Origin of the sequence: Micromonospora sediminimaris, assembly GCF_016863575.1 — a bacterium.
GTDB lineage: Bacteria > Actinomycetota > Actinomycetes > Mycobacteriales > Micromonosporaceae > Micromonospora > Micromonospora sediminimaris.
Window position 1 is genome coordinate 12,792 of sequence record NZ_BOPD01000038.1, and the last position, 20,324, is coordinate 33,115.

Below are 20,324 nucleotides of genomic sequence, written 5' to 3' on the forward strand. Positions count from 1 at the left end.
TTCCCCCGATCCACCCGAACACGCGACAGACGCTAGACCAACCCGGCACGCACGGTCAACCGAAATGCTGTCGCATTTCCGCGGCGGTCTTCCTTCCGCCGAGCGCCTCGTGGTGGTCGTCTGCGCGCCGCCACCGTTAAGAGATCTAGATTGCTGCCGCATCGCTGGCGGGCGGTTGTCGGCGAGGACTGCGTAGTGCCATCCGGACGTTTCCGTTCCAGCATGCGGACAGCTAATGCTGACAGAGCCACAGGTGGGGGCGTATGGGCGGTCCGGAGAACGTCGGCAGCATTGACACCCGTCAGGGGGCTGTCCCACCATGGGAGCGCGCCCACGGTCGGCCATCGCTCGCCCGTGAGCGCAGAAGTGCTGGTCGCCGATGGCAAACAGGCAGCCGGTGTCGAACAACGGGGGATTGCTGCAAACGCGTCGCGACGATCTCGTGGCCGGGTGTACGCGCCTCCGTGTCGGTGAGCGCCACCCACTCTCCAACTCCGTTCTGACCGTCCTGCCTATTGGGCCGCACGGTCCGCGGTGAACGGCTGTGAGTTGTGCCCGATGAGGAGTTCGCGTGCCCGTTGACAGTGCCAAACGGCAGGTTTGGCTCGTGCAGCAAGGCGTTTGGGACACGCCGATGGAATCCATGCCCCTCGCCGCCGGCTACCTCAAGGCCACCGCGCTCGCCGACGAACGGATTGCGCGGGAGACCGAGATAGAGATCCGCAATTACCGCGGCGGGATGAAGCTTTCCGCGCTCTCCCAAGATCTATTTCGGGACGGCGCGCCCGATGTCCTGGCGTTCTCCGTGCTCGGTTGGAACTACCGGGAGTTCGGGGTCCTGGCGGAGACGTTCAAGCAGCTTCGCCCGGACGGCTGGGTGATCTTCGGCGGCACCCACGTGGCCAACCGCGCCCAGCGGACCTTCGCGATGGTTCCCGAGGTCGACGTGGTGGTCAACGGCGAGGGCGAGTTCGTCTTCACCGAGCTGGTCACCGCCTACCTCGACGGGCGCTCGCCGCGGTCGCTGGGCGACATCGACGGAATCTCCTTCCAGGATCCGGACGGTGCGGTGGTGACCACGCCGGACCGGCCACGCCTGGAGGACCTGGACGTCATCCCGTCGCCCCTGCTGACCGGGGCCATCCCACTGCTCGACGACGCCGGCGAGTTCCGGTACGACGTCGCCCTGATGGAGACCAACCGGGGCTGCCCGTACAAGTGCTCGTTCTGCTACTGGGGCGGTGCGGTAGGCCAGCGGGTGCGGGCCTTCTCCCGCCAGCGTCTCCGCGACGAGCTGGAGTTCCTCGCCCAGCACAAGGTGCACACGGTGGTGCTCTGCGACGCCAACTTCGGCATGCTGCCGATCGACGCGGAGTTCGTCGCGGATCTGCTGGAGATTCGTGAGCGTTACGGGTACCCGCGCACGCTGGAGACGTCCTGGGCCAAGAACAAGTCGAAGGTCTTCTACCAGATCGTCCGGGACATGAAGAACGCCGGGATGCGCAGCTCGTTCACCCTGGCCCTGCAGACCCTCTCCGACGACGCCCTCAAGCTGATGAACCGCCGCAACATGAAGGTCAACGACTGGCGCGACCTCGTCGAGTGGCTCAAGGCCGAGGAACTGGACTGCTACGCGGAGCTGATCTGGGGAGCCCCGGGGGAGAGCCTGCAGTCGTTCCTGCGTGGCTACGACCGCCTCGCCGAACACGTGTCCCGGATCGCCGTCTATCCGATGCTCCTGCTGCCGAACACCGAGTACTTCGACAAGAAGGACGCGTACGGGTTCGTGACCGTGCGCGGCGACACCGACGACTTCGAGTACGTCCTAGCCCACCACACCATGCCGCTGCGGGAGAATCTCGAGGCTCGCCGGTTCATCTTCTACGCCCGGGTGCTGGCGGAGAACCTGGTGCTGCGGCACGTGTGGGCACCGGCCCGGGTGTACGCCGGGCTCAGCCAGTCCACGTTGCTGCTGAACTTCGCCGACTGGTTGGAGCGTCAGGACGACACCGACTCGGCGCCGCTGCGGGAGGCGGCCGCCAACGCCGCCGCCGAGTTCGGCGCGGTCAGTCCGGCGTTGGTCTACATGTACGGCGATCCACGTGCCAAGACGGTGCTCAGCCGGTGGTGGCAGGAGGCGGTTCGTCCGCTGGTGCCGGAGTCGGCCCGCCGGTGCCTGGACGAGGCATTCCGGTACGACATCGTCACCCAGCCCACCTGTGCCGAGCCGGGCAGCCTGGAAGCGGCCGGATTGGATCTGGTCGACATCGACGGCGAGGCCTTCCTGCGCGGCGCGCCGGTCGAGTTCGAGTTCGACGTGCCGCGCCTGGTGGAGGCGATCGGACGTGGCGAGACAGTGCCGATCGAACCACGGCGACTGGTCACCTCCTTCTACTACAAGGTGGGTTTCGCCGCATTCGTGGCCACCACGAATCACGAACAGTCGGCGTACTTCCTCGGCCGGCCAGAGCGCGACGTCCTGGGCGGCCAGCTGGTCCAGGACGTAGCCGGATGACTTGAGCGATCGGAGAGACACATGGACCTGGGTATGCGGCACGTGACGCAGCTGACCGTCGGCACCTGGCAGGCGGAGGTGCTCTACACCCTCGCCGAGCTGGACGTCTTCACCGCGCTCGCCGACCAGCCGGCCACCGCGGCGGAGCTGGCCGCCGCCCATGGGTGGCACCCGGAAGCCACCGAGGCGGTACTCGACGCCGGCGTGGCACTGCGGTTGCTGAGCCGTACCGGAGCGGTGTACGCCAACACCGAGCTGTCCCGCCGGCTGCTCACCGGGGACACCGACGAATGCCTGGTCGAGTGGGTACGAACCATGGGCCGCTGGGCCCGGGCCTGGGCGCGGCTGACCGACGTGGTCCGCAACGGCGGGCCGGCCCTGGGCCACGACATTCGGCTGACCGAGGACCCGGCCTACCTCGCCGACCTGGAGGTCGGGTTCTTCCGGTACGCCACCCGGCTCGCCGAGGAACTGGCCGTGTGCATACCGGGCCCGCTGGAGGGTGCACTCGTCGATCTCGGCGGGGGCTGCGGCGCGTATTCGATGGCGCTGTGCCGGCGGCATCCCGGGCTCACCTCCGTCATCTGGGAACTGCCGGACGCGGTGCCGCTGGCCAGCAAGGTGATCGCCGAACACGGGATGGCCGACCGGGTCAGCGTGGTGGGGCGCGACTACACCCGGGAGGAGTACGGCACCGGCCTCGCCGCCGTGCTCATGTCCAACATGCTGCACTCCGAGCGGCGGGAGACCGCCGCCGACATGCTCCGGCGGGCGCACCGGGCGCTCGCGCCGGGCGGCCGGCTGATCGTCAACGGCAACCTGCTCAACGAGGACCGCACCGGGCCCCTGTTCTCCGCGCTGCACAACGTCTCGTCGATGGTGTTGTGGGAGGGCGGACGGGACTTCAGCGTGGCCGAGCTCAGCCGGTTGATCATTGACAACGGCTTCGGTGAGCCTCAGGTGGAGCCGATCGCCGGGGCCTCGTCACACGTGCTGATCGCACGCAAGCCGGAGTGACGGTGCGCCACGAGACGGTCGTCACCGATCCCACCGAGCTGTACCGGCTCCGCGACGGCGTGTACGCCGCCGACCTGCTCATCGTGGTCGTCGCGGAGCTGGACCTGTTCACCTGGCTCGACAGGTACGAGCGCGAGCACGACGACCCGGCCGGGATCGAGCAGGTGTGCGGGGCGCATCACCTCGACCCACGGGCGGCCGACGTGACGATCACCTACCTCGTCGCGCGGGGGCTGCTGGTCCGCGTCGGCGACCGGATCGTGCCGACCAGGGTTGCCCGGGACCACCTGGTCGCCGGTTCGCCGTACGACCTGCGGGCCTACTACGCCTCGTTGCGGGAGCGGCCCACCTGCCGGGATCTGCTCGCGGTCCTTCGTTCCGGACGCCCTGCGGCGTGGGCCGGCGCCGGTGGCCAAGAGGTGTGGTCGGATCGGCTGGCGTCGCCGGAGTTCGCCGCTTCGATCACCGCCGCGATGGACGCGCGGGGCGCGTACCTGGGCCCGGCCCTGGCCGAAGCGATCGCGGACCTGCCCGCACGCGCGGTCCTGGATGTGGGCGGTGGCTCCGGAATCTACGGCTCCGCGCTGGTGGAGCGACTGCCTGATCTGCGGGTCGATGTCTTCGAACGGCCGCCGGTGGACGACGTCGCCCGCACCCTGCTGGCCACGCGCGGCCACGCGGACCGGGTCGGTGTCGTGGCCGGCGACATGTTCGCCGGCCTGCCCGGTGAGTACGACGCCCACCTGTACTCGCACGTGCTGCACGACTGGGGAGCCGGCGAGGTCCGCCGGCTGCTGGCGAACTCAGCCGCCGCCCTGCCGCCCGGCGGCTGGCTCGTGGTGCACGACACCCATATCGACGATGAACGATCAGGCCCGTTGCCGGTGGCGGAGTACTCGGTGCTGCTCATGCACTCGACCCCCGGCAAGTGCTGGTCCGTGGCGGAGCTGCGCGGCATGTTCGCCGAGGCCGGCTTCGACTACGTGGAGTGTCGGCCGACCGCAGCCGACCGCACCGCCGTCATCGGTCGGCGGGCCCGCCGATGACCGAGAGAAAGGTGGCGGCCGTGTCGCCCACCCTGACCGAACGCGTACGCGGTTGGACGCGGCCGACCCGGGAACGCTGGTCGGCCATCTTCCGGCTGCTACCCCGGGCCGGCGCCTCAGTGATCATCGCCGCGGTCCTGCTCAACCTGGCGATCGGCGTGCTGCCGATGGCCTTCATCATCTGGACCGGCCAGGTGCTCGGTGACCTGCCGGCAGTCGCCGGTGGGGCTCCGGACGCCTGGCGCACCGTCGTGCTCAGCCTGACGATCGCGGTGGCCGCCTTCGTCTTCCAGCAGATGCTGGTGCCGTTCCAGTCGGCTCTGGGCGAGGTGGTGATCCGGCGGGTGGACGGCTTCTGCGCCGGGCGGCTGGGCCGCGCGGCCCTTGCCGAAGCCCCGATCGCGGTGCTGGAGCGCCCCGACATCAGCGGGCTGCTCGGTGAGGCGCGGGGCGGCTACGACCGGGTGCTGCCCACGCCGGGTGACGCGGTCGCGGGCGCGCTGGCGTTGATCGCGCGGTACAGCCAGCTCGCCGGTGCGGTCATCCTGGTCGGGTTCGTGCTCTCGGTACCCGCTGCGCTGCTGATCGGGGCGACCGCGTTGATCGTCCGGTACGGCCAGCGTGGTTCCCTCGGCCGCTTCGGCGCGCTCTGGGTCAGTCTGCTGTCGAGCCGGCAGCGGGTGATGTATCTGCGCTCCTTCGGCACCAGCACGAAGGTGGCCAAGGAGATGCGGATGTTCGGGCTGCTGGAGTGGTACCAGCGCCGGCATCGGGACGACTCACGTTCCTACCTGGATCCGCTGTGGGTCGGCCGGCGGCGGATCCTGCTGCGCCCGTTCCTCGCGTACGCCGCCGTCGCGCTGGTCGGCGGCGCGACGGTGCTGTACTGGCTGGCCGGTGCCGCCGGCAGCGGCACGCTGACGCTCACGCAGCTGGGTATCGCCATCCAGGGGGTGCTGATCCCGATCCGGTTCGGGGTGTTCTTCCCGGAGTCGGACGTGCAGACCCAGTACGGCATGCAGGCGTACCAGGCGCTGACCACGTTCGAGCGGACCGCCGCCGAAGGCCGGGCCGGCGTCGCCGGTGACCTGCCGGTGCCGGCCGGTACGATCGGCCCGATCCGCTTCGACGACGTGGCGTTCCGCTACGGCGAGGCCGGCAGCCCGGTGCTCGACGGAGTCTCCTGCACCCTGCCGGCGGGGCGGAGCACCGCCATCGTCGGGCTCAACGGTGCCGGCAAGACGACGTTGGTCAAGCTGCTGGCCCGGCTCTACGACCCGACCGGCGGGGCGATCTCGGTCGGCGGCGTCGACCTGCGCCAGTACTCACCGCGGGACTGGCAACAACGGCTCGCCGTCATCTTCCAGGACTACGTGCACTACGAGCTGGACGCGGCGGCGAACATCGGCCTGGGCGCGGCGGACCACCTCGACGATCGGGAAGGTCTGCTGGCCGCCGCCCGCCGGGCGGGCGCCGAGGACGTGATCGACGCTCTGCCGCACGGACTGGACACGATCCTGTCCCGGCAGTACGCGGGCGGCACCGACCTCTCCGGTGGCCAGTGGCAACGGATCGCCCTCGCCCGGGCGCTGTTCGCGGTGCGGCACGGCGCGTCCGTCCTGGTGCTCGACGAACCCACCGCCCAACTCGACGTCCGCGCGGAGGTCGAGTTCTACGACCGGTTCCTCGAACTGACCCGCGGACTCACCACAGTGATCATCTCGCACCGGTTCTCGACCGTACGACGCGCCGACCAGATCATCGTCCTGGACGGCGGACGGGTCACCGAGCAGGGCAGCCACGACGAGCTGATGGCGGCCGGCGGCCAGTACGCCGAGCTGTTCCGTCTCCAGGCGCGGCGCTTCTCCGGCGACGACGAGCCGCTCGTGGAGGTGACCGCATGATAGGGCTGTTGCGTACCGCCCGTTTCATGCTGGGCCTGGCGGCCCGCCTGGACCGTGGCCGGCTCATCCGGTCGGGCGTGTTGATGCTCCTGGGTTACGCCGCGACCCCGTTCATCGCGCTGGGCCTGCGGGATCTCACAAACGCCGCGCTGAGCGGCGACGTCTCGGCGGCCACCATCGCCGCGCTCGTCGTCGCGGTGCTGCTCACCTTCGAGCTGATGTTGGGCCACTTCGCGCACCTGTCGTACTTCGAGGTTGGCGAACTGGCCGAGGTGGCCCTCAACGAGGAACTGTTGCGCCACGTCAACGCGGGCCACGGGCTGGAACGGGTGGACGACCCGGAGTTCGCCGACGGCGTGACGATGGTGCAGGAGGAACTGGTCCGCACCCGGGTCGCGCTGGAGGCGGTGCTGCAACTCGGCGGCCTGCTGCTCCAGGTTCTCGTCACGACCGTCGTGCTGGCGATGCTGAATCCGTGGCTGCTCCTGCTGCCCGTCGCGGCTCTTGCGCCGGTGTTCATCGGTAAGCGGGCCCAGGCGACCATCGACGCGGCCAAGGAGAACGCCGCCGAAACCACCCGGCAGGCACGGCACCTGCTGGAACTGGCCACCACTCCGGCCGCGATCAAGGAGATCCGCCTGTTCCACGGCGAGCAGGAACTGCTGCGCCGGCACGAACGGGCCTGGTCGGCGTCGACCCGACTGTTGTGGCGGGCGCACCGCCGGGCGGCGACGCTGCGCTCCGCCGGCCAGTCGGTGTTCGCGCTGGCGTACGGCGGCGCGGTGGTGCTGATCATCTCTCAGGTACGCGACGGGCGCGCCGACGTGGGCGACGTGGTCCTGGTGATCACCCTGGCGGTGCAGGTGGCGGTGCAGGTGGCCAGCGCTCTCAACCTGCTCGCGCTGTTGCAGGGGGTCGGCCGGACCGTGGCCCGGCTGACCCGGCTGCGCCGGTCGACCGGCGCGGCGGCCACCGTGGGCACCGAGTCGTCCGGCGTGGTGCCGGAGCGTCTGAACGACGGCATCGTGCTGGAGAACGTCAGTTTCCACTACCCGGGAACCGACCGTCTCGTGCTCCGCGACATCAACCTGCGGTTGCCGGCCGGGGGTTCGGTTGCCATCGTCGGTGAGAACGGCGCCGGCAAGAGCACGCTGGTCAAGCTCCTCTGCGGGCTGTACCAGCCGGTGTCCGGGCGGATCCTGCTGGACCACGGCGACCTGGCTGACGTGCCGGACGACGAGTGGCGCAAGCGGGTGGCCCCGCTGTTCCAGGACTTCGCGCGCTTCGAACTGCTGGTGCGGGAGAGTGTCGGGCTCGGTGACGTGGCGCGCGTCGAGGACCGCGACGCGGTCGCCGACGCCGTCGACCGGGCCGAGGCCGGCGGCGCGGTGGCCGCGGTGCCGGGTGGTCTGGACGGGCTGCTCGGAAAGGGGTACGGCGACGGCGCGGAGCTTTCCGGCGGTCAGTGGCAACGGCTCGGGCTGGCTCGGACGATGATGCGCGACCGACCGCTGTTGCTGGTGCTCGACGAACCGGCGGCGGCCCTGGACGCGGCCGCCGAACACGCCATCTTCGAACGGTACCGGGACTCCGCCGGGCGGGTGGGCGCCGTCAACGGTGGCGTCACGCTCTTCGTGTCGCACCGGTTCTCCACCGTACGCATGGCGGACCTGATCGTCGTGCTGGACGGTGGCCGGGTGGCCGAGAGTGGCAGCCACGCCGAGCTGATGGCGCGCGGCGGTCTGTACGCGGAGCTGTTCGGCATGCAGGCGCGGGTGTCCACGTGACGGCGTCGATGACCGTGCCGTTCGCCGGCACCCGTACCGCCGAGGCGGCGCTGAGCTGGGGGCAGGAGTCGATCTGGCGGACCGTACGCTGGCTCGACGAGGACGACCCGTACTTCAACATCCCGTACGTGCTGCCGATCGTCGGCGGCCCCGACCTGGACCGGGTCGGTGCCGCGTTGCGCCGGCTGGTGGAGCGGCACGAGGCGCTGCGCACCACGATCGCGGACACTCCGGACGGTGCCCGACAGACCGTTGTGGCGGCCGGCGAGCTCTGCGTCGACGTGCACGAGGCCGGGGACGACGACGCGCAGGTGGCGCAGCGGGTCGCCGCCGACCTCGCGGCACGCGCCTTCCGGTACGCCGAGGAGCTGCCGTTCCGCTGCGCGGTGGTGCGCCGCGACGGTGTGGCCACCCAGCTGGCGCTGGCCCTGTCGCACCTGGCCGTGGACGCCTGGTCGATCCGGGTGCTCACCGACGACTGGGCCGCCCTGGTCGCCGGCGCGGACCCGGGTGACGTGCCGACGCAGCCGCTGGACCGGGTGGCGTTCGAACGCGACGGCGCCGGCGCCGGTCGGGGTGCCGAGTCGGTGGAGTACTGGGCCCGGACGCTGGCGCAGGCGCCACGGACACTGTTCGACTTCCCGCCACGGGAACCGGAGACGCTACGGTTCGTGCGGGTCGGCATGGAGTCGCCGGCCCTGGCGGTGGCCGCCACGGAGCTCGCGCACCGGTGGGGAGTGAGCACCGCCAGCGTGCTGACCGTGGCCTGTGGCGTCCTGCTCGGGGTGCACACCGGGCACGACCGCGTCGCGCTTCAGCTCATCGTCGCCAACCGGCACGACCGGCGGTTCCGCACCATGGTCGGCCCGGCGGCCCAGGACGGCCTGCTGCTGCTGGATCTGGACGCGGGCTCCTTCGCCGAGACGGTGCGGCGGGGCCACATGCAGGCGATGGCGGCGTACCGGTACGGGCATTACGATCCGGCGGCCGTTCGCCAGTTGCGGGAACAGGCCGGCCTCGTGCGGGGCGCTCCGATGGACCTGTCCGCGTACTTCAACGACATCCGAGCCTCCGGCGTCTGGCCCCGGCTGCCGGCCGCGCCCGACGGCCTACGCGGCCTCAGCTCACGGACCCGCACCTTTGTGGTGGGCTCGCACGCCAAGGTGGACGCCAAGGCGTTCTTCGCCACCGGCGCGGCCCCCGACACCGGCCAGCTGTACCTGCTCGCGGACACCGCCTACCTGGCTCGCGAGACGGCGTTCGCCCTGCTGCGCGCGGTCGAGGAGATCCTGGTCACCGCCGTGGAGGCCGACGATCTGCGGATCTCCGACCTCGCCGCGGTCGCCGGGCTCGCCGTGGTTCGGCGCGGACCCGACTGGACCCGCAGCGGTCCGGACTGGGTACACCTCGACGCGCCCGCCGGAGCATCGCAGGACACGCCCGAGATCGTGCAGAGGTCTTCTACCCCCGGAGGCGCCGTATGACCGCTGTGACCGAACTGACCTGGGACGACGAGATGCGGACCGCGGTGGACCGCCTCACCCACACCGCCGAGGAGAACTACTACAACCCCTACCAGACGTTCGAGTGGCCGGATCACATCGACGAGAGCATTCCGTGGATGAGTGCCGACCTGATGACCGTGCACGGCACCGAGGCGGCCGCCGAACTGTCGTCGGCGCAGCGACTGGCGCTGTCCAAGTGGGAGAGCATCCACTTCTACAGCCTCAACGTGCACGGGATCCGGGACCTGATGACCGAGGTCGTGGCGCGGATACACACGCCCGGATTCGAGATCCCCACCCCGTTCTTCCATCACTTCCTCGGTGAGGAGAACGAGCACATGTGGTTCTTCGCCGAGTTCTGCCTGCGCTACGGCGGGAAGATCTATCCGGACCGGACGATGGCGTTTCCCCGGGAGCCGGCCAGCCCGGTCGTCGACCACTTCATCGTCTTCAGCCGGATCCTCATTTTCGAGATCATCGTCGACTACTTCAACAGCCGGATGGCGGCCGACGCCACTCTGCCGGAGACGATCCGGGCCATCAACCGGGTGCACCACCAGGACGAGTCACGGCACATCGCGTTCGGCTGCCACCTCGTCCGGGTGCTGTTCGACCGGTTGCGGGCCACGTGCGAGCCGGCCGAGGTGGAGCAGGCCCGCCGGTACGTGGCCCGGTACATCGAATCCTCTCTGCACCAGATGTACAGCGTGGACGCCTACCGGGACGCGGGGATCGACCGGCCCGCCGCGTTCCGGCAGCGGCTGTTGGCCGACCCGGGACGCCGAGCGGTGCACGACGCCTTCGCCGGGCGCGCGTACAGCTTCTACCGACGGATCGGGGTGCTGGCATGACCGCGGGCCCGACCGAAGCTCATCTCGGCGCCGTGCCGGCGCTGCGCGACCCGGGCCCCGGGCTGATCGTGCTCGACCCCGACCAGGCTCGCCTCTTTCACCTTCTCGACGGGCTCTTCGTCGGGGTCGCGGAGCGGTTCGGCGCGGCGCCCGTGGTCGGGCCGCCGCTGCTGCCGGCGGCGGACCTCGTCCGACTCGACTACTTCCGTAACTTTCCGCACCTGGGCGTGCTGGCCGCCCGCCTGACACCCGAGGCGACCGCCGAGGCCGCCGCCGGCGCCGACCCCACCGCGCTGGACACCGTGCCGACCGGCTACCTCCTGCCCTCCGCGACCTGCTACGGGTTGCTCACCGCCATGACGGGCGTCCGCCTCGACACGCCCGTACGGCTGTCCGCGACCGGCCGATGTTTCCGCAACGAGGAGCGGTTCGAGGGCCTGCGCCGGCTCTGGGGCTTCCACATGCGGGAGATCCTGTTCGTGGGGGACCAGGACGGTGCCGCCGGGCACCTGAACGTCTCCCGCGAGATGATCCTCGACCTCGCCAACCGGCTCGGCGTGCCGGTGACGGTGGAGGCGGCCAACGATCCGTTCTACGACCGCACCGGTTCCCGGGCCCGGCTGGCCATGCTGGACCCGGTCAAGCACGAGTTCGTCACCGTGGACGGCACCGCCATCGCCTCGGTGAACCGGCATCGCAACTTCTTCGGTGAGCGGCTCGACATCCGGCTCGGTGCCGACAACGCGTACAGCTCGTGCACCGCGTTCGGTGTCGAACGCTGGATTCACGCGATGGTGTGCGCGCACGGGTCGGTGCGCGCTGCGCTGGCGGTCGCGGAGCGGGCCAGTGGCTGACGTCCCGGTCACCGCCGGTGTGCTCGGCGTCCGGCTGCCCCTGGTGCAGGCCGGCATGGGCGGGGTGGCCGGCCCCGCCCTGGCCGCGGCGGTGGCCGAAGCCGGCGCGTTGGGGACGGTGGCGCTGTACCGCGTCGACGCGTCGACCGCCGCCGAGTTGGTCCGCCGCACGGCGGAGAACACCGCGGCCACCTTCGGCGTCAACGTCATCCCGGAGGTTGCCGGGGCGACGCTGCCCGCGCAGGTCGCCGCGGTGCTGGACGCCGCCGACCGAAGACTGGTGATCAACGTGTACGGCCTGCCGCCGTCGTGGCTGGTACCCCGGGCGCACGACGCGGGGCACACCGTTCTGGTCCAGGTCGGGTCGGCCGCCGACGCTCAGCGGGCGGCGGCGGACGGCGCCGACGTGCTCGCCGTGCAGGGCGTCGAGGCCGGCGGACACCATCTGGGGGACCGGCCGGTGGCCGATCTGCTTGCCGAGGTGCTGGACCGCGGCGTGTCGGTGCCGGTGCTGGCCGCCGGTGGTATCCAGCGCGCCGACCAGGTCGCGGAGCACCTGCGGGCCGGCGCGGGTGGCTGCCTGTGCGGCACGGCGTTCGTGGTCGCGGCGGAGGCGGCCGCGCATCCGGACTACCAGGCCGCCATCGTGGCGGCCGGCGAGGACGCCACCACCGTCACCGACCGGTTCGCGATCGGCTGGCCGGGTCGTCGGCACCGGGTGCTGCGTTCGGCCGTCACGCAGGCGGCGCAACCGCCGGCCGGCCGCTTCGTCGCCTGGACCACGGTTACCGGCCGGCGGTTGCCGGTGCCGCGCGGGTCCGCCGCCGTGCCGACCGTCGAGACGCAGGGCGGGATCGCCGAGATGGCCCGCTATGCGGGTACCGGCGCCCGGTGGGTGACGGCGGTGGAGCCGGCCGCGGAGATCGTGTCGCGTCTGACGGGCCTGCCGGCCACCGGCGAATCCGTCGCGCGGGTCGGAAGTGCGCTGTGACCCGCACGGTGCCGCCGGGCGCACCGGACGGTCGGGACCTGGCGGGCCGAGGTCCGGGGCTCCGGGATCTGCCGGGCCGGGATCTCGACGGTCGCGGACCGGGGTGTGGGCCTGTCGAGGCACTGCGCCGGCTGGTCGGTGATGCGCCGGAGGTCGGTCTCGACCTGGTCGCGGTCGATCGGGTCCGCCGCGCGATCGACCGCCACGGGGACCGCTGGCTGGCCGACATGTTCACCGGGGCGGAACTGGAGCAGTTGCGACTCGTCCGCGGTGATCTGCCCGAACGGGCGGCCGGCCGGGTCGCCGCCAAGGAGGCGGTCGTCAAGGCGTTGCGCCCGGACGACCTTGTGGCCTGGCACGACATCGAGGTGCTGCGGCTGCCGCACGGCGCTCCGGTCGTGCGGTTGTCCGGCCGGGCCGGGCGGCACGCCGAGTACCGCGGCGTGCGTTCGGTCGCGGTGAGCATCACCCATCAGGACGGCTGGGCCGCGGCGATCGCGGTGGCCGGGTCCGCTGACCCCGACTCGATCGAGGAGTACCCACATGGATGAGATCCGCGAGTGGATCCGGAGCAGGAACCCGTCGCTGACCGGCGACATCGGCGAGGACGACGACCTCATCGAGGCCCGCTTGATCGATTCGCTGGACTTCCTGGATTTCGTCTACCTCCTGGAGGAGGTCTCCGGCAGTCCGATCGACCTGCAGCAGTTGAGCGTCGATGACTTCCGGACACTGGGCCGGATCCGCAAGCGGTTCCTGCCGGCCGAATGAGGCCCGCCGCACGGGGGGACGACAAGATGCCGAACTCCCTTCTCGTCCGGGTGACGGACGAACGGACCGTCGAGGCGGAAGCGACCTGGGGACAACGGGCCATCTGGTCCTGCATCCAGTTCATGGGGGAGCACGATCCGTACTTCAACGCGGGGCGGGTTCTGCCGGTGCCGCAGCGGTGCGGTCTGACCGATGTCGCCGACGCGCTCGGTGAACTGCTTCGCCGGCACGAGACGCTGCGAACCGTGTTCGAGTTCGCAGACTCGACCCTGCGGCAGACGGTGCAGGGCTCCGGCGAGCTGCCGGTCGCGGTGGAGCCGTTGTCCACCGCCGGGCACGCCTCGGCGGACGCGGCCGCCTGGACACGGATGTACCAACTCGCCGGCCTCGTGTTGCCGGTGCACGAGTGGCCGGTACGGATCGCGGTGCTGACCGAGGCTGACCGACCACGGTTCGTGGCGGTGGTGTTCAGTCATCTGGCCGTCGACCACACCGGTGCCGAGCTGGTCATGGCGGATCTCGCGGAGCTGTTGGCCGGGCGACGGCCGCCGCTTCCCGAACGCCAGCCCGTCGACCAGGCCGCGTACGAGCGGTCCGAGGCGGGGCACGCCACGAGCGAGACAGCCCTGCGGCACTGGGCCCGTACGCTCCGGAACATTCCCGCCTCCATCTTCGACTACCGCACCCACGACACCGGGTCCCCCCGATTCCGCCGGACGATCATGTACAGCGAGGCGGTCACCGCCGCCGCCGCGGCTGCCGCCGTACGCCTGCGGGTCACCTCGTCGGCGGTGTTGTTGGCGGCGCAGGCTCTCGTGTTGGGCCGGTACACCGGCCATGACGTCGTGCCGGTGCAGCTCATCTGCGCCAACCGCGACGCGGAGCGGGAAAGGCTGGTCGCCACGGTCGCCGGAGACGGCATCGTCCGGGTCGATCTGGCTGAGGACTCCTTCGCGCGGATCGTCCGGCGGACCTTCCTGGCGGGCGTGGGCGCGTACCGGTTCGGTTACTACGACCCCGAGGCGGCCTGGCGGATGAGGGCCGCCGAGCACCTCGCGCGTGGCGCGGTCCTCGGCATCGGCGTCTACTTCAACGACGTACGCGACGGCGTCACGTCCGCCGTGCCGACCGACCCGGCGGACGAGCGGACGATACGCCGGCTGGCCGCCGGCACGAGGATCGAACCGGCCGGCGGTTGGGACCTGATGGATGCCCGGGTGTTCCTGACCGTGGCCACCGCTGGCGCGGCGACCCGGCTGTCGATGCTCTGTGACACCGCGTACGTGCCGACGGAGGACGTCGTCGCACTGCTGCACGGCATCGAACGGGTGGTGATCGCAGCGGCGACCGACGACCTCACCGCAGAGCTGACCTCCGAGGCCATCGGGGTGCCGTCGGTCGTGCGCGGCCCGGACTGGGTGCGTGGCCCCAACGGATGGGTCGATCTGGCCGGCACTCGCGCGCTCTGGCGCGATCTGCTGCCCGACGCCACCGTGGGTGGGGTCTTCCTGGCCGAGGATCCGGCCCCGACCGGCTCCGGGTTGGTCGGCTATCTGGCCGGGCCGCCCGACGGCGACCTGCACGACCTGCACGAGGCGTTCGTCGCCGCGCTCGGCGAGCGGACGGATGTCCGCGCACCGTCCCGCTACGTCCGGTGCGCCCACGGGCCGGATGATCCGGACGACCGGCTGGCGTGGGAGAAGTGCCCGGTGCTCGCCGAGGGAACGGGACGGCGGGCCGACGGCCCCACCGACCGGCTCTCGGTCGATCCTGCGGTTCGTCGCGCGGCCTGGGTTGCCGCAGACGACGGTCGCTGAAGAACCTCGGGCCACGACCGGGGGAACGGCCGTGGCCCCGGCGTCACGCCAGCTCCGCCAGGAACCGGTGCATCCGGTCGAGCGCGTCCGTCAGGCGGTCCGGTGGCTGGGTGAACGACAGCCGGACATGGCCCCTGCCATGCCGGCCGTAGCTGCTGCCCGGCATGACGGCGACTCCCGTCTCGGCGAGCAGCCGCTGCGCGAAGACCACGTCCTGCAGGCCCGTGTCGCTGATGTCGGGGAACGCGTAGAAGGCGCCCATCGGCGGGGTGAGTCGCACCGAGGGCATGTCGAGCAGCCGGGTGACGGTGAGGTCACGACGGGCGCGGTACTCGGCGGCGTACCTCGCCGACCAGCTGGCCGTCTCGGGCGCGGTCAGCGCTGCGGGCAGCGCCCGCTGGACGAACGCCGGCATGCAGCAGTTCGTGTTGGTCATCAGGACCGCGAAGTCGGCGGCGAGGTGCGGGGGAGCCACCATGATCCCGGCCCGCCAGCCGCACATGGCATGGCTCTTCGACAGTGTCTCCGAGACGATGACGCGTTCCGGCGGCAGCTCGGCCAGCACCGCGTCGGTGTCCACACCGGTCCAGTTCAACCCCCGGTACGCCTCGTCGCGCAGCACGTAGAAGGAGTGCCGCCGGACGAGGTCCGTCAGCTCCCGGGCGGTCTCCGGGAGCAGGACGGCTCCGGTGGGATTGTGTGGTGAGTTGACCACCAGCAGGCGGGTCCGGGCGGTGACCCGGGCGGCCAGTTCAGCGATGTCGGGGGCGAAGCCGGCCGTACCGCGGAGCGGATAACTGACGGGCACCCCGCCGGCGAGCCGCACCAGCTCGGCGTAGACCGGAAAGCCTGGATCCGGCAGCAGCACCTCGTCGCCGGGAGCGACGAGGGTCAGCAGGGCGAAGTGCAGGACCATGTTGCTGCCGGGCACGAGCAGCACCTGCTCGGCGGCCACCGGCATCCGCAGCAGCCGCGCGTAGTGTCCGGCGAGGTGCTGGCGTATCTCCGGGTCACCGGCCGGGGCCGTGTAGTGCGTCCAACCGTCCCGCGCGCTGCTGACCATCGCCGACACGATGTGGGCCGCCGTCGGCAGGTCGGGCTCGCCGAGTTCGAGGTGGATGACGTCCCGGCCGGTGGCGGCCAACTCGTCCGCCTGACGCTGCACGGCGAACGCCGAGTGCCGCAGCAGACTGCGCAGCGGAGGCTGCGCGGATACGACGCGGGACGCTGGCGGTGGAGTTGCCAGCGTACGCAGGGCCTCGGTCATTCCGGCTCGCCCAGCACCCGCTGTACCTCGGCGCGAATGCGTCCCTCGGTCGGCCACATCGTCTCTTCGAGTGGGGGAGCGGACGGCACCGGAACGTCGGGCTGGCACACGTACCCGATCCGCCCACCGGCCGCAGCCGCCACCCCGGGCTCGTCGAGCAGCCGGGACAGGATCTGCGCGGGCGCACCGGAGCGCGGGCCGTCGTCGACGAAGACCAGTCGCCCGGTACGGCGGACCGATGCGGCCAACGCCGCGGTGTCCAGCGGGACCAGCGTGCGGGGGTCGAGGACGTCACAGTGCACGCCGTCGGCGGCGAGCGCGTCGGCCGCGTCCGACGCGACCTTGACGGCGCCACCGATCGCCACGATCGTGGCCGCGTCGCCGTGACGCAGGTGCGCGGCCTCGCCGAAGCGCAGCGGAGCGGCGGCGAGCGCGGCACTCAGCCCCCGCTGACGGTTCAGCTCCGGTGCGACGAAGTACAGGACCGGGCCGGGCCACCGCGTCGCGCCGCGGAGCAACGCGCACGCGTCCCGCAACGAGCCGGGTACGACCACGGCGAGACCCGGTGTCTGCATGAAGATGCCGTACGGACACTGTTCGTTCTGCGGGCCGAGCTGCTGCCGCCCGCGGGTCGCCGACGTCACGATCATCGGCACCCGGTACTGGCCGCCGGAGAGATAGTGCATCCGGCCGGCGTGGTTGACCAGTTGGTCCATCACCAGCATGGCGAACGAGGCCCGGTTCAGGTCGACGATCGGCCGCAGGCCGCTTATTGCCGCGCCGACCGCCATGCCGGTCATCGCCTGTTCGGAGATCGCGCAGATGCGCACCCGGTCCGAGCCGAATCGTCGGCGCAGCGACGCCGGTGAGTTGGTGGCCAGGAACACCAGGTTCGGATCCCGGGTGAACTCCTCTTCGAGGACGAGATCCAGCAGACCGACTTCGTTCACGGTTCCTCCGCCCAGACATGCGTCGCCGCTTCCTCCGGTGCCGGCCATGGGGAGCTGCGGGCGGTTTCGACGGCGCGCTCGACCCGCTCGCGGGCCCGCTCCCAGATGGCCTCGACGTCCGCGTCCGACAGCCGGTCCCGCAGGGGTGGGCTCTGTCGTGCGGTGTCGATCGGATCCCGCGCCCGCCACGCCGCCATCTCGTCCGATGGCCGCACCTCCGGCGAAGGGCGCTCGAACTGCAGGTGGAACCGGGTCAGGTAGGTCCGCGCCTCGATGAACGTCGGGCCCCCGCCGCCCCGGGCGAGTCGCACGGCATCGTGGGCCGCCGTCGCGACCGCGGCCACGTCGTTGCCGTCGATCCCCACCGCGCGGACCCGGTGTGCCTCGGCCAGGCGCAGCAGTGACACCTCGGGATAGACCTCCTCGGTGCGGTTGCCGGCCTGGTACCCGTTGTGCTCGCAGACCAGCACCAGCGGCAGCCGTTGCACGGCGGCGATGGTGAGGGTCTCGTGCACCGCGCCGCTGCCCAGGGCGCCGTCACCGATGAACGCGACGCTGACCGCCGGCTCACCGCGTACCTGGGCGGCCATGGCGGCGCCGGCGGCGACGGGTACGCCGGCACCGACGATGCCGCTGGACATCAGCAGATTGGTCCGGCTGTCACTGATCAGCGCGGCTGCCTTACCGCCACACAGCCCGGCGGCTCGGCCGAACAGCTCGGCGGTGAGGGCGTCGAGGTCCACCCCGCGGGCGATCGCGTGCCCGTGCCCCCGGTAGTGGCTGACCAGGGAGTCCGCCTGGGTCAGTGCCGCGCACACCCCGACGGCGATGGCCTCCTGGCCGACGTACGGATGCACCGGCCCGATCACCTCACCGGCGGTGCGCAGCTCCATCATCCGCTCCTCGAACACCCGGATCAGCACCATGCTGGCGAACATGGCGACCGGGTCCGGCGCGGCCGGTTCGGCGCTCCTGGCCGGGGCGACGGCCGTGGTCATGGGGTCTCCTCATCTCGGCTGTCGTGCGGAAGGTCAGGTCGTCGGGTGCTGATGATCAGGCCGGTGCCGGCCGGGATCGGCGCTGTGACGAGCCGGGGGTCGTCGGTCAGCGTCCGTTCCACCCGCAGCACCGCGGCGCGGTGTTCGGGGTCGGTGTAGCGCCCCAGGTCCATGTCGTCGACGACGAGCAACCCGCCGGGCGCCAGCGCGTCGATCGTCAGGTCGAGGCCGGTCCACTTGCCGGCGACGGCGTCGGCGAAGACGAGGTCGAACCGGCCCAGCGTGGGCAGCAACGCCTCGGCGTCACCCGTGTGGATCACGACGTTCGTCGGCCAGTCGTCGGCGCGCACGGCTGCGGCCAGGGACTCGTCCAGCTCGACCGTCTCCAGCCGGGCGTCGTCGCGCCGGTCGATCCCTTCGGCCAGCCACGCGGTGCCGACCCCCGTACCGGTGCCCAGTTCCAGGATCCGACCGTTGGGCGGGACCGCTGCCGCCAACGTCGCCAGCAGCGGACCCACCGGGTCTTCGCAGGCGCCGTGGAAGCCGTGCTCGGACGCGCGGGCGAGGGCGCGGCGCACCCGGGGCGGCACCGCGGTGCGGGTCGTCATGGTGCCACCTCCGACGGGTCGGGACGGGATTTCGCGTGCCACTCGTCTCGTACCGGGGTGATGACCTCGGTCACCAGCCGGCGCAACAGCGTCGGCGACGCGTCGGGCGGCAGACTGAACACGACGTGCCGGGCCCCGGCGGCCACCAGCCGCGCCGTCCAGAACCGGGCCGCGAGCAGGTCCCCGGCGGCCACGTGCAGTTGCGCCGACAGTGTGATCTCGGCAGGGTCGCGTCCGCTGTCGACACAGTGCTTGGCCAGGACGTCCCGGCCCCGACGCAGGGTGCTGACCTGGCCGTCGGCCACGTTCCAGACGTCTGCGTGCCGGGCCACGACCTTCAGGGCGCGCGGTCCGGAGGCCCCGAGGACGAAGCGGGGCCGGGTGCTCGGGCGCGGATTGAGACCGGCGCCCTCCACCTGGTAGTACCGGCCGGCGAAGTGGACGGTGTCCTCGGTGCAGAGCCGGTGCACGACGGTGCATGCCTCGTCCCAACGGGCGAGCCGTTCCGCCGGAGCGGGCAGGGGTATGCCGAGCCGCCGGCATTCCTCGGCGTGCCAGCCCGCACCGAAGCCGAACTCGACCCGCCCGGCGGAGACGTGGTCGACGGTGGCGAGCATGTGCGCCAGCACGGCGGGATGCCGGTAGACGTTCCCGGTGACGAGGACGCCGATCCGTAGTCGTGCGGTCTGGGTCGCCAAGGCGGCCAGCAGGGTCCACGCTTCCAGGCAGCTGCCGTCGGGCGCGGCGTTCACCGGCTGGAAGTGGTCGTAGAGCCAGGCGTCCCGCCATTCGCCGTCGGCGTCGGCGGCGGACCAGAGCCGTTTCAGTTGCGACCAGCTGATGAGCTGCTGTGCGACCTTGAAGCCGAAATTCAGCTGGGCGGCCGTCACGGCGTACGCCATCGCGTACGGATGGTGGACCGACTCATCGAGTGCTCCTGTCCCGCGGTCGAGGCGCACGGCACACCCCACCAGCCGGCACGAATATGGCAGAACCAGACGGCGGCAGGCCGTTCCCGACGGCGGTCGCGGTGTCATTCCCGTGTCGTGGCGACCGACGACGCGAATTGTTAACTTAGCGTCAGTTCAGTTCGCACAACATTGTCGTCAGGGCACGCGTCAACGCACCTGACGTCACTTCTGCGCAGTTGCTGACCAAGCCCTCGATGCGGTCGCCAATTGTGGTGCGACGGCATGGGCGTACGCGATGTGTGCTATTTGAATCCCCCGTTGAACGACCGGTGTGGTGTCGCCTGAAGAAGGTGGCCACCTGTCTCTGTTGAGCCTCCGGTGTGACGCCGTGACAGTCGGTCGTGACGCCTCGATGATGGAACCGTGGCTAGCGCCGGGTCGTCAACCAGCATCCCGCGCAGTGAGAAGCGCCTATCTCGACAACGGCCCGGGACCACGGAAAACCATAGTGGACCATCCCGCTGCCTTGACG

17 protein-coding genes are annotated in these 20,324 nt (G+C 71.1%); 12 read left to right on the forward strand and 5 right to left on the reverse strand.

Annotated elements, in window-relative coordinates:
- Window positions 1–607: 607 nt before the first annotated feature.
- The 12 genes from Vse01_RS25175 to Vse01_RS25230 are packed head-to-tail and all read left to right on the forward strand — an operon-like array spanning window position 608 to window position 15,058.
- Complete coding sequence (locus tag Vse01_RS25175; RefSeq protein WP_170863577.1) at window positions 608–2,515, forward strand: KedN5 family methylcobalamin-dependent radical SAM C-methyltransferase; 1,908 nt, start codon at window positions 608–610, stop codon at window positions 2,513–2,515.
- A gap of 21 nt (window positions 2,516–2,536) precedes the next feature.
- Window positions 2,537–3,532 carry a methyltransferase gene (locus Vse01_RS25180; RefSeq protein WP_093409009.1) on the forward strand — a complete coding sequence of 332 codons (996 nt, stop codon included), beginning with the start codon at window positions 2,537–2,539 and terminating at the stop codon, window positions 3,530–3,532.
- Window positions 3,533–3,534: 2 nt separating this feature from the next.
- Window positions 3,535–4,578, forward strand: coding sequence for a methyltransferase (locus Vse01_RS25185; protein ID WP_170863576.1), 1,044 nt, complete (start codon window positions 3,535–3,537; stop codon window positions 4,576–4,578).
- Between the two features lie 20 nt (window positions 4,579–4,598).
- The gene (locus Vse01_RS25190) at window positions 4,599–6,482 is read left to right on the forward strand and encodes an ABC transporter ATP-binding protein (RefSeq protein WP_198413239.1); all 1,884 of its coding nucleotides are present in this window, start codon (window positions 4,599–4,601) and stop codon (window positions 6,480–6,482) included.
- Window positions 6,479–8,269, forward strand: coding sequence for an ATP-binding cassette domain-containing protein (locus Vse01_RS25195; protein WP_093409003.1), 1,791 nt, complete (start codon window positions 6,479–6,481; stop codon window positions 8,267–8,269). Before Vse01_RS25190 ends, Vse01_RS25195 begins: the two co-directional genes overlap by 4 nt.
- A complete protein-coding gene (locus tag Vse01_RS25200) occupies window positions 8,266–9,753 on the forward strand; it encodes a condensation domain-containing protein (RefSeq protein WP_093409000.1) in 1,488 nt (495 codons plus the stop codon). Before Vse01_RS25195 ends, Vse01_RS25200 begins: the two co-directional genes overlap by 4 nt.
- The gene (locus Vse01_RS25205; RefSeq protein WP_093408997.1) at window positions 9,750–10,625 is read left to right on the forward strand and encodes a diiron oxygenase; all 876 of its coding nucleotides are present in this window, start codon (window positions 9,750–9,752) and stop codon (window positions 10,623–10,625) included. The genes Vse01_RS25200 and Vse01_RS25205 overlap by 4 nt, the downstream gene beginning before the upstream one ends.
- On the forward strand, window positions 10,622–11,479 hold the full coding sequence (locus tag Vse01_RS25210) for an aminoacyl--tRNA ligase-related protein (protein ID WP_093408995.1): 858 nt from the start codon (window positions 10,622–10,624) through the stop codon (window positions 11,477–11,479). The genes Vse01_RS25205 and Vse01_RS25210 overlap by 4 nt, the downstream gene beginning before the upstream one ends.
- Complete coding sequence (locus Vse01_RS25215) at window positions 11,472–12,470, forward strand: NAD(P)H-dependent flavin oxidoreductase (RefSeq protein ID WP_093408992.1); 999 nt, start codon at window positions 11,472–11,474, stop codon at window positions 12,468–12,470. The genes Vse01_RS25210 and Vse01_RS25215 overlap by 8 nt, the downstream gene beginning before the upstream one ends.
- On the forward strand, window positions 12,467–13,021 hold the full coding sequence (locus tag Vse01_RS25220) for a holo-ACP synthase (RefSeq protein WP_170863575.1): 555 nt from the start codon (window positions 12,467–12,469) through the stop codon (window positions 13,019–13,021). Before Vse01_RS25215 ends, Vse01_RS25220 begins: the two co-directional genes overlap by 4 nt.
- Entirely contained in the window at window positions 13,014–13,241 is a 228-nt protein-coding gene (locus Vse01_RS25225) for an acetyl xylan esterase (protein ID WP_093408987.1), read from the forward strand. Before Vse01_RS25220 ends, Vse01_RS25225 begins: the two co-directional genes overlap by 8 nt.
- A 26-nt stretch (window positions 13,242–13,267) precedes the next feature.
- Window positions 13,268–15,058, forward strand: a complete 1,791-nt coding sequence (locus tag Vse01_RS25230) for a condensation domain-containing protein (RefSeq protein ID WP_170863574.1) — start codon at window positions 13,268–13,270, stop codon at window positions 15,056–15,058.
- A 43-nt stretch (window positions 15,059–15,101) separates the two neighbouring features.
- Here Vse01_RS25230 and Vse01_RS25235 read toward each other — a convergent pair whose 3' ends face one another.
- From Vse01_RS25235 to Vse01_RS25255, 5 genes are read right to left on the reverse strand one after another with little or no spacing between them, the layout of a single operon-like run.
- Window positions 15,102–16,325: a pyridoxal phosphate-dependent aminotransferase gene (locus Vse01_RS25235; protein ID WP_093408982.1), complete on the reverse strand. Its 1,224-nt coding sequence runs from the start codon at window positions 16,323–16,325 to the stop codon at window positions 15,102–15,104.
- Window positions 16,322–17,275, reverse strand: coding sequence for an alpha-ketoacid dehydrogenase subunit beta (locus tag Vse01_RS25240; protein WP_170863573.1), 954 nt, complete (start codon window positions 17,273–17,275; stop codon window positions 16,322–16,324). Before Vse01_RS25240 ends, Vse01_RS25235 begins: the two co-directional genes overlap by 4 nt.
- The gene (locus tag Vse01_RS25245) at window positions 17,272–18,273 is read right to left on the reverse strand and encodes a thiamine pyrophosphate-dependent dehydrogenase E1 component subunit alpha (protein ID WP_093408977.1); all 1,002 of its coding nucleotides are present in this window, start codon (window positions 18,271–18,273) and stop codon (window positions 17,272–17,274) included. Before Vse01_RS25245 ends, Vse01_RS25240 begins: the two co-directional genes overlap by 4 nt.
- Window positions 18,270–18,881, reverse strand: a complete 612-nt coding sequence (locus Vse01_RS25250) for an O-methyltransferase (RefSeq protein ID WP_093408974.1) — start codon at window positions 18,879–18,881, stop codon at window positions 18,270–18,272. Before Vse01_RS25250 ends, Vse01_RS25245 begins: the two co-directional genes overlap by 4 nt.
- Window positions 18,878–19,783, reverse strand: a complete 906-nt coding sequence (locus Vse01_RS25255; RefSeq protein WP_170863572.1) for an LLM class flavin-dependent oxidoreductase — start codon at window positions 19,781–19,783, stop codon at window positions 18,878–18,880. Before Vse01_RS25255 ends, Vse01_RS25250 begins: the two co-directional genes overlap by 4 nt.
- Window positions 19,784–20,324 lie beyond the last annotated feature (541 nt).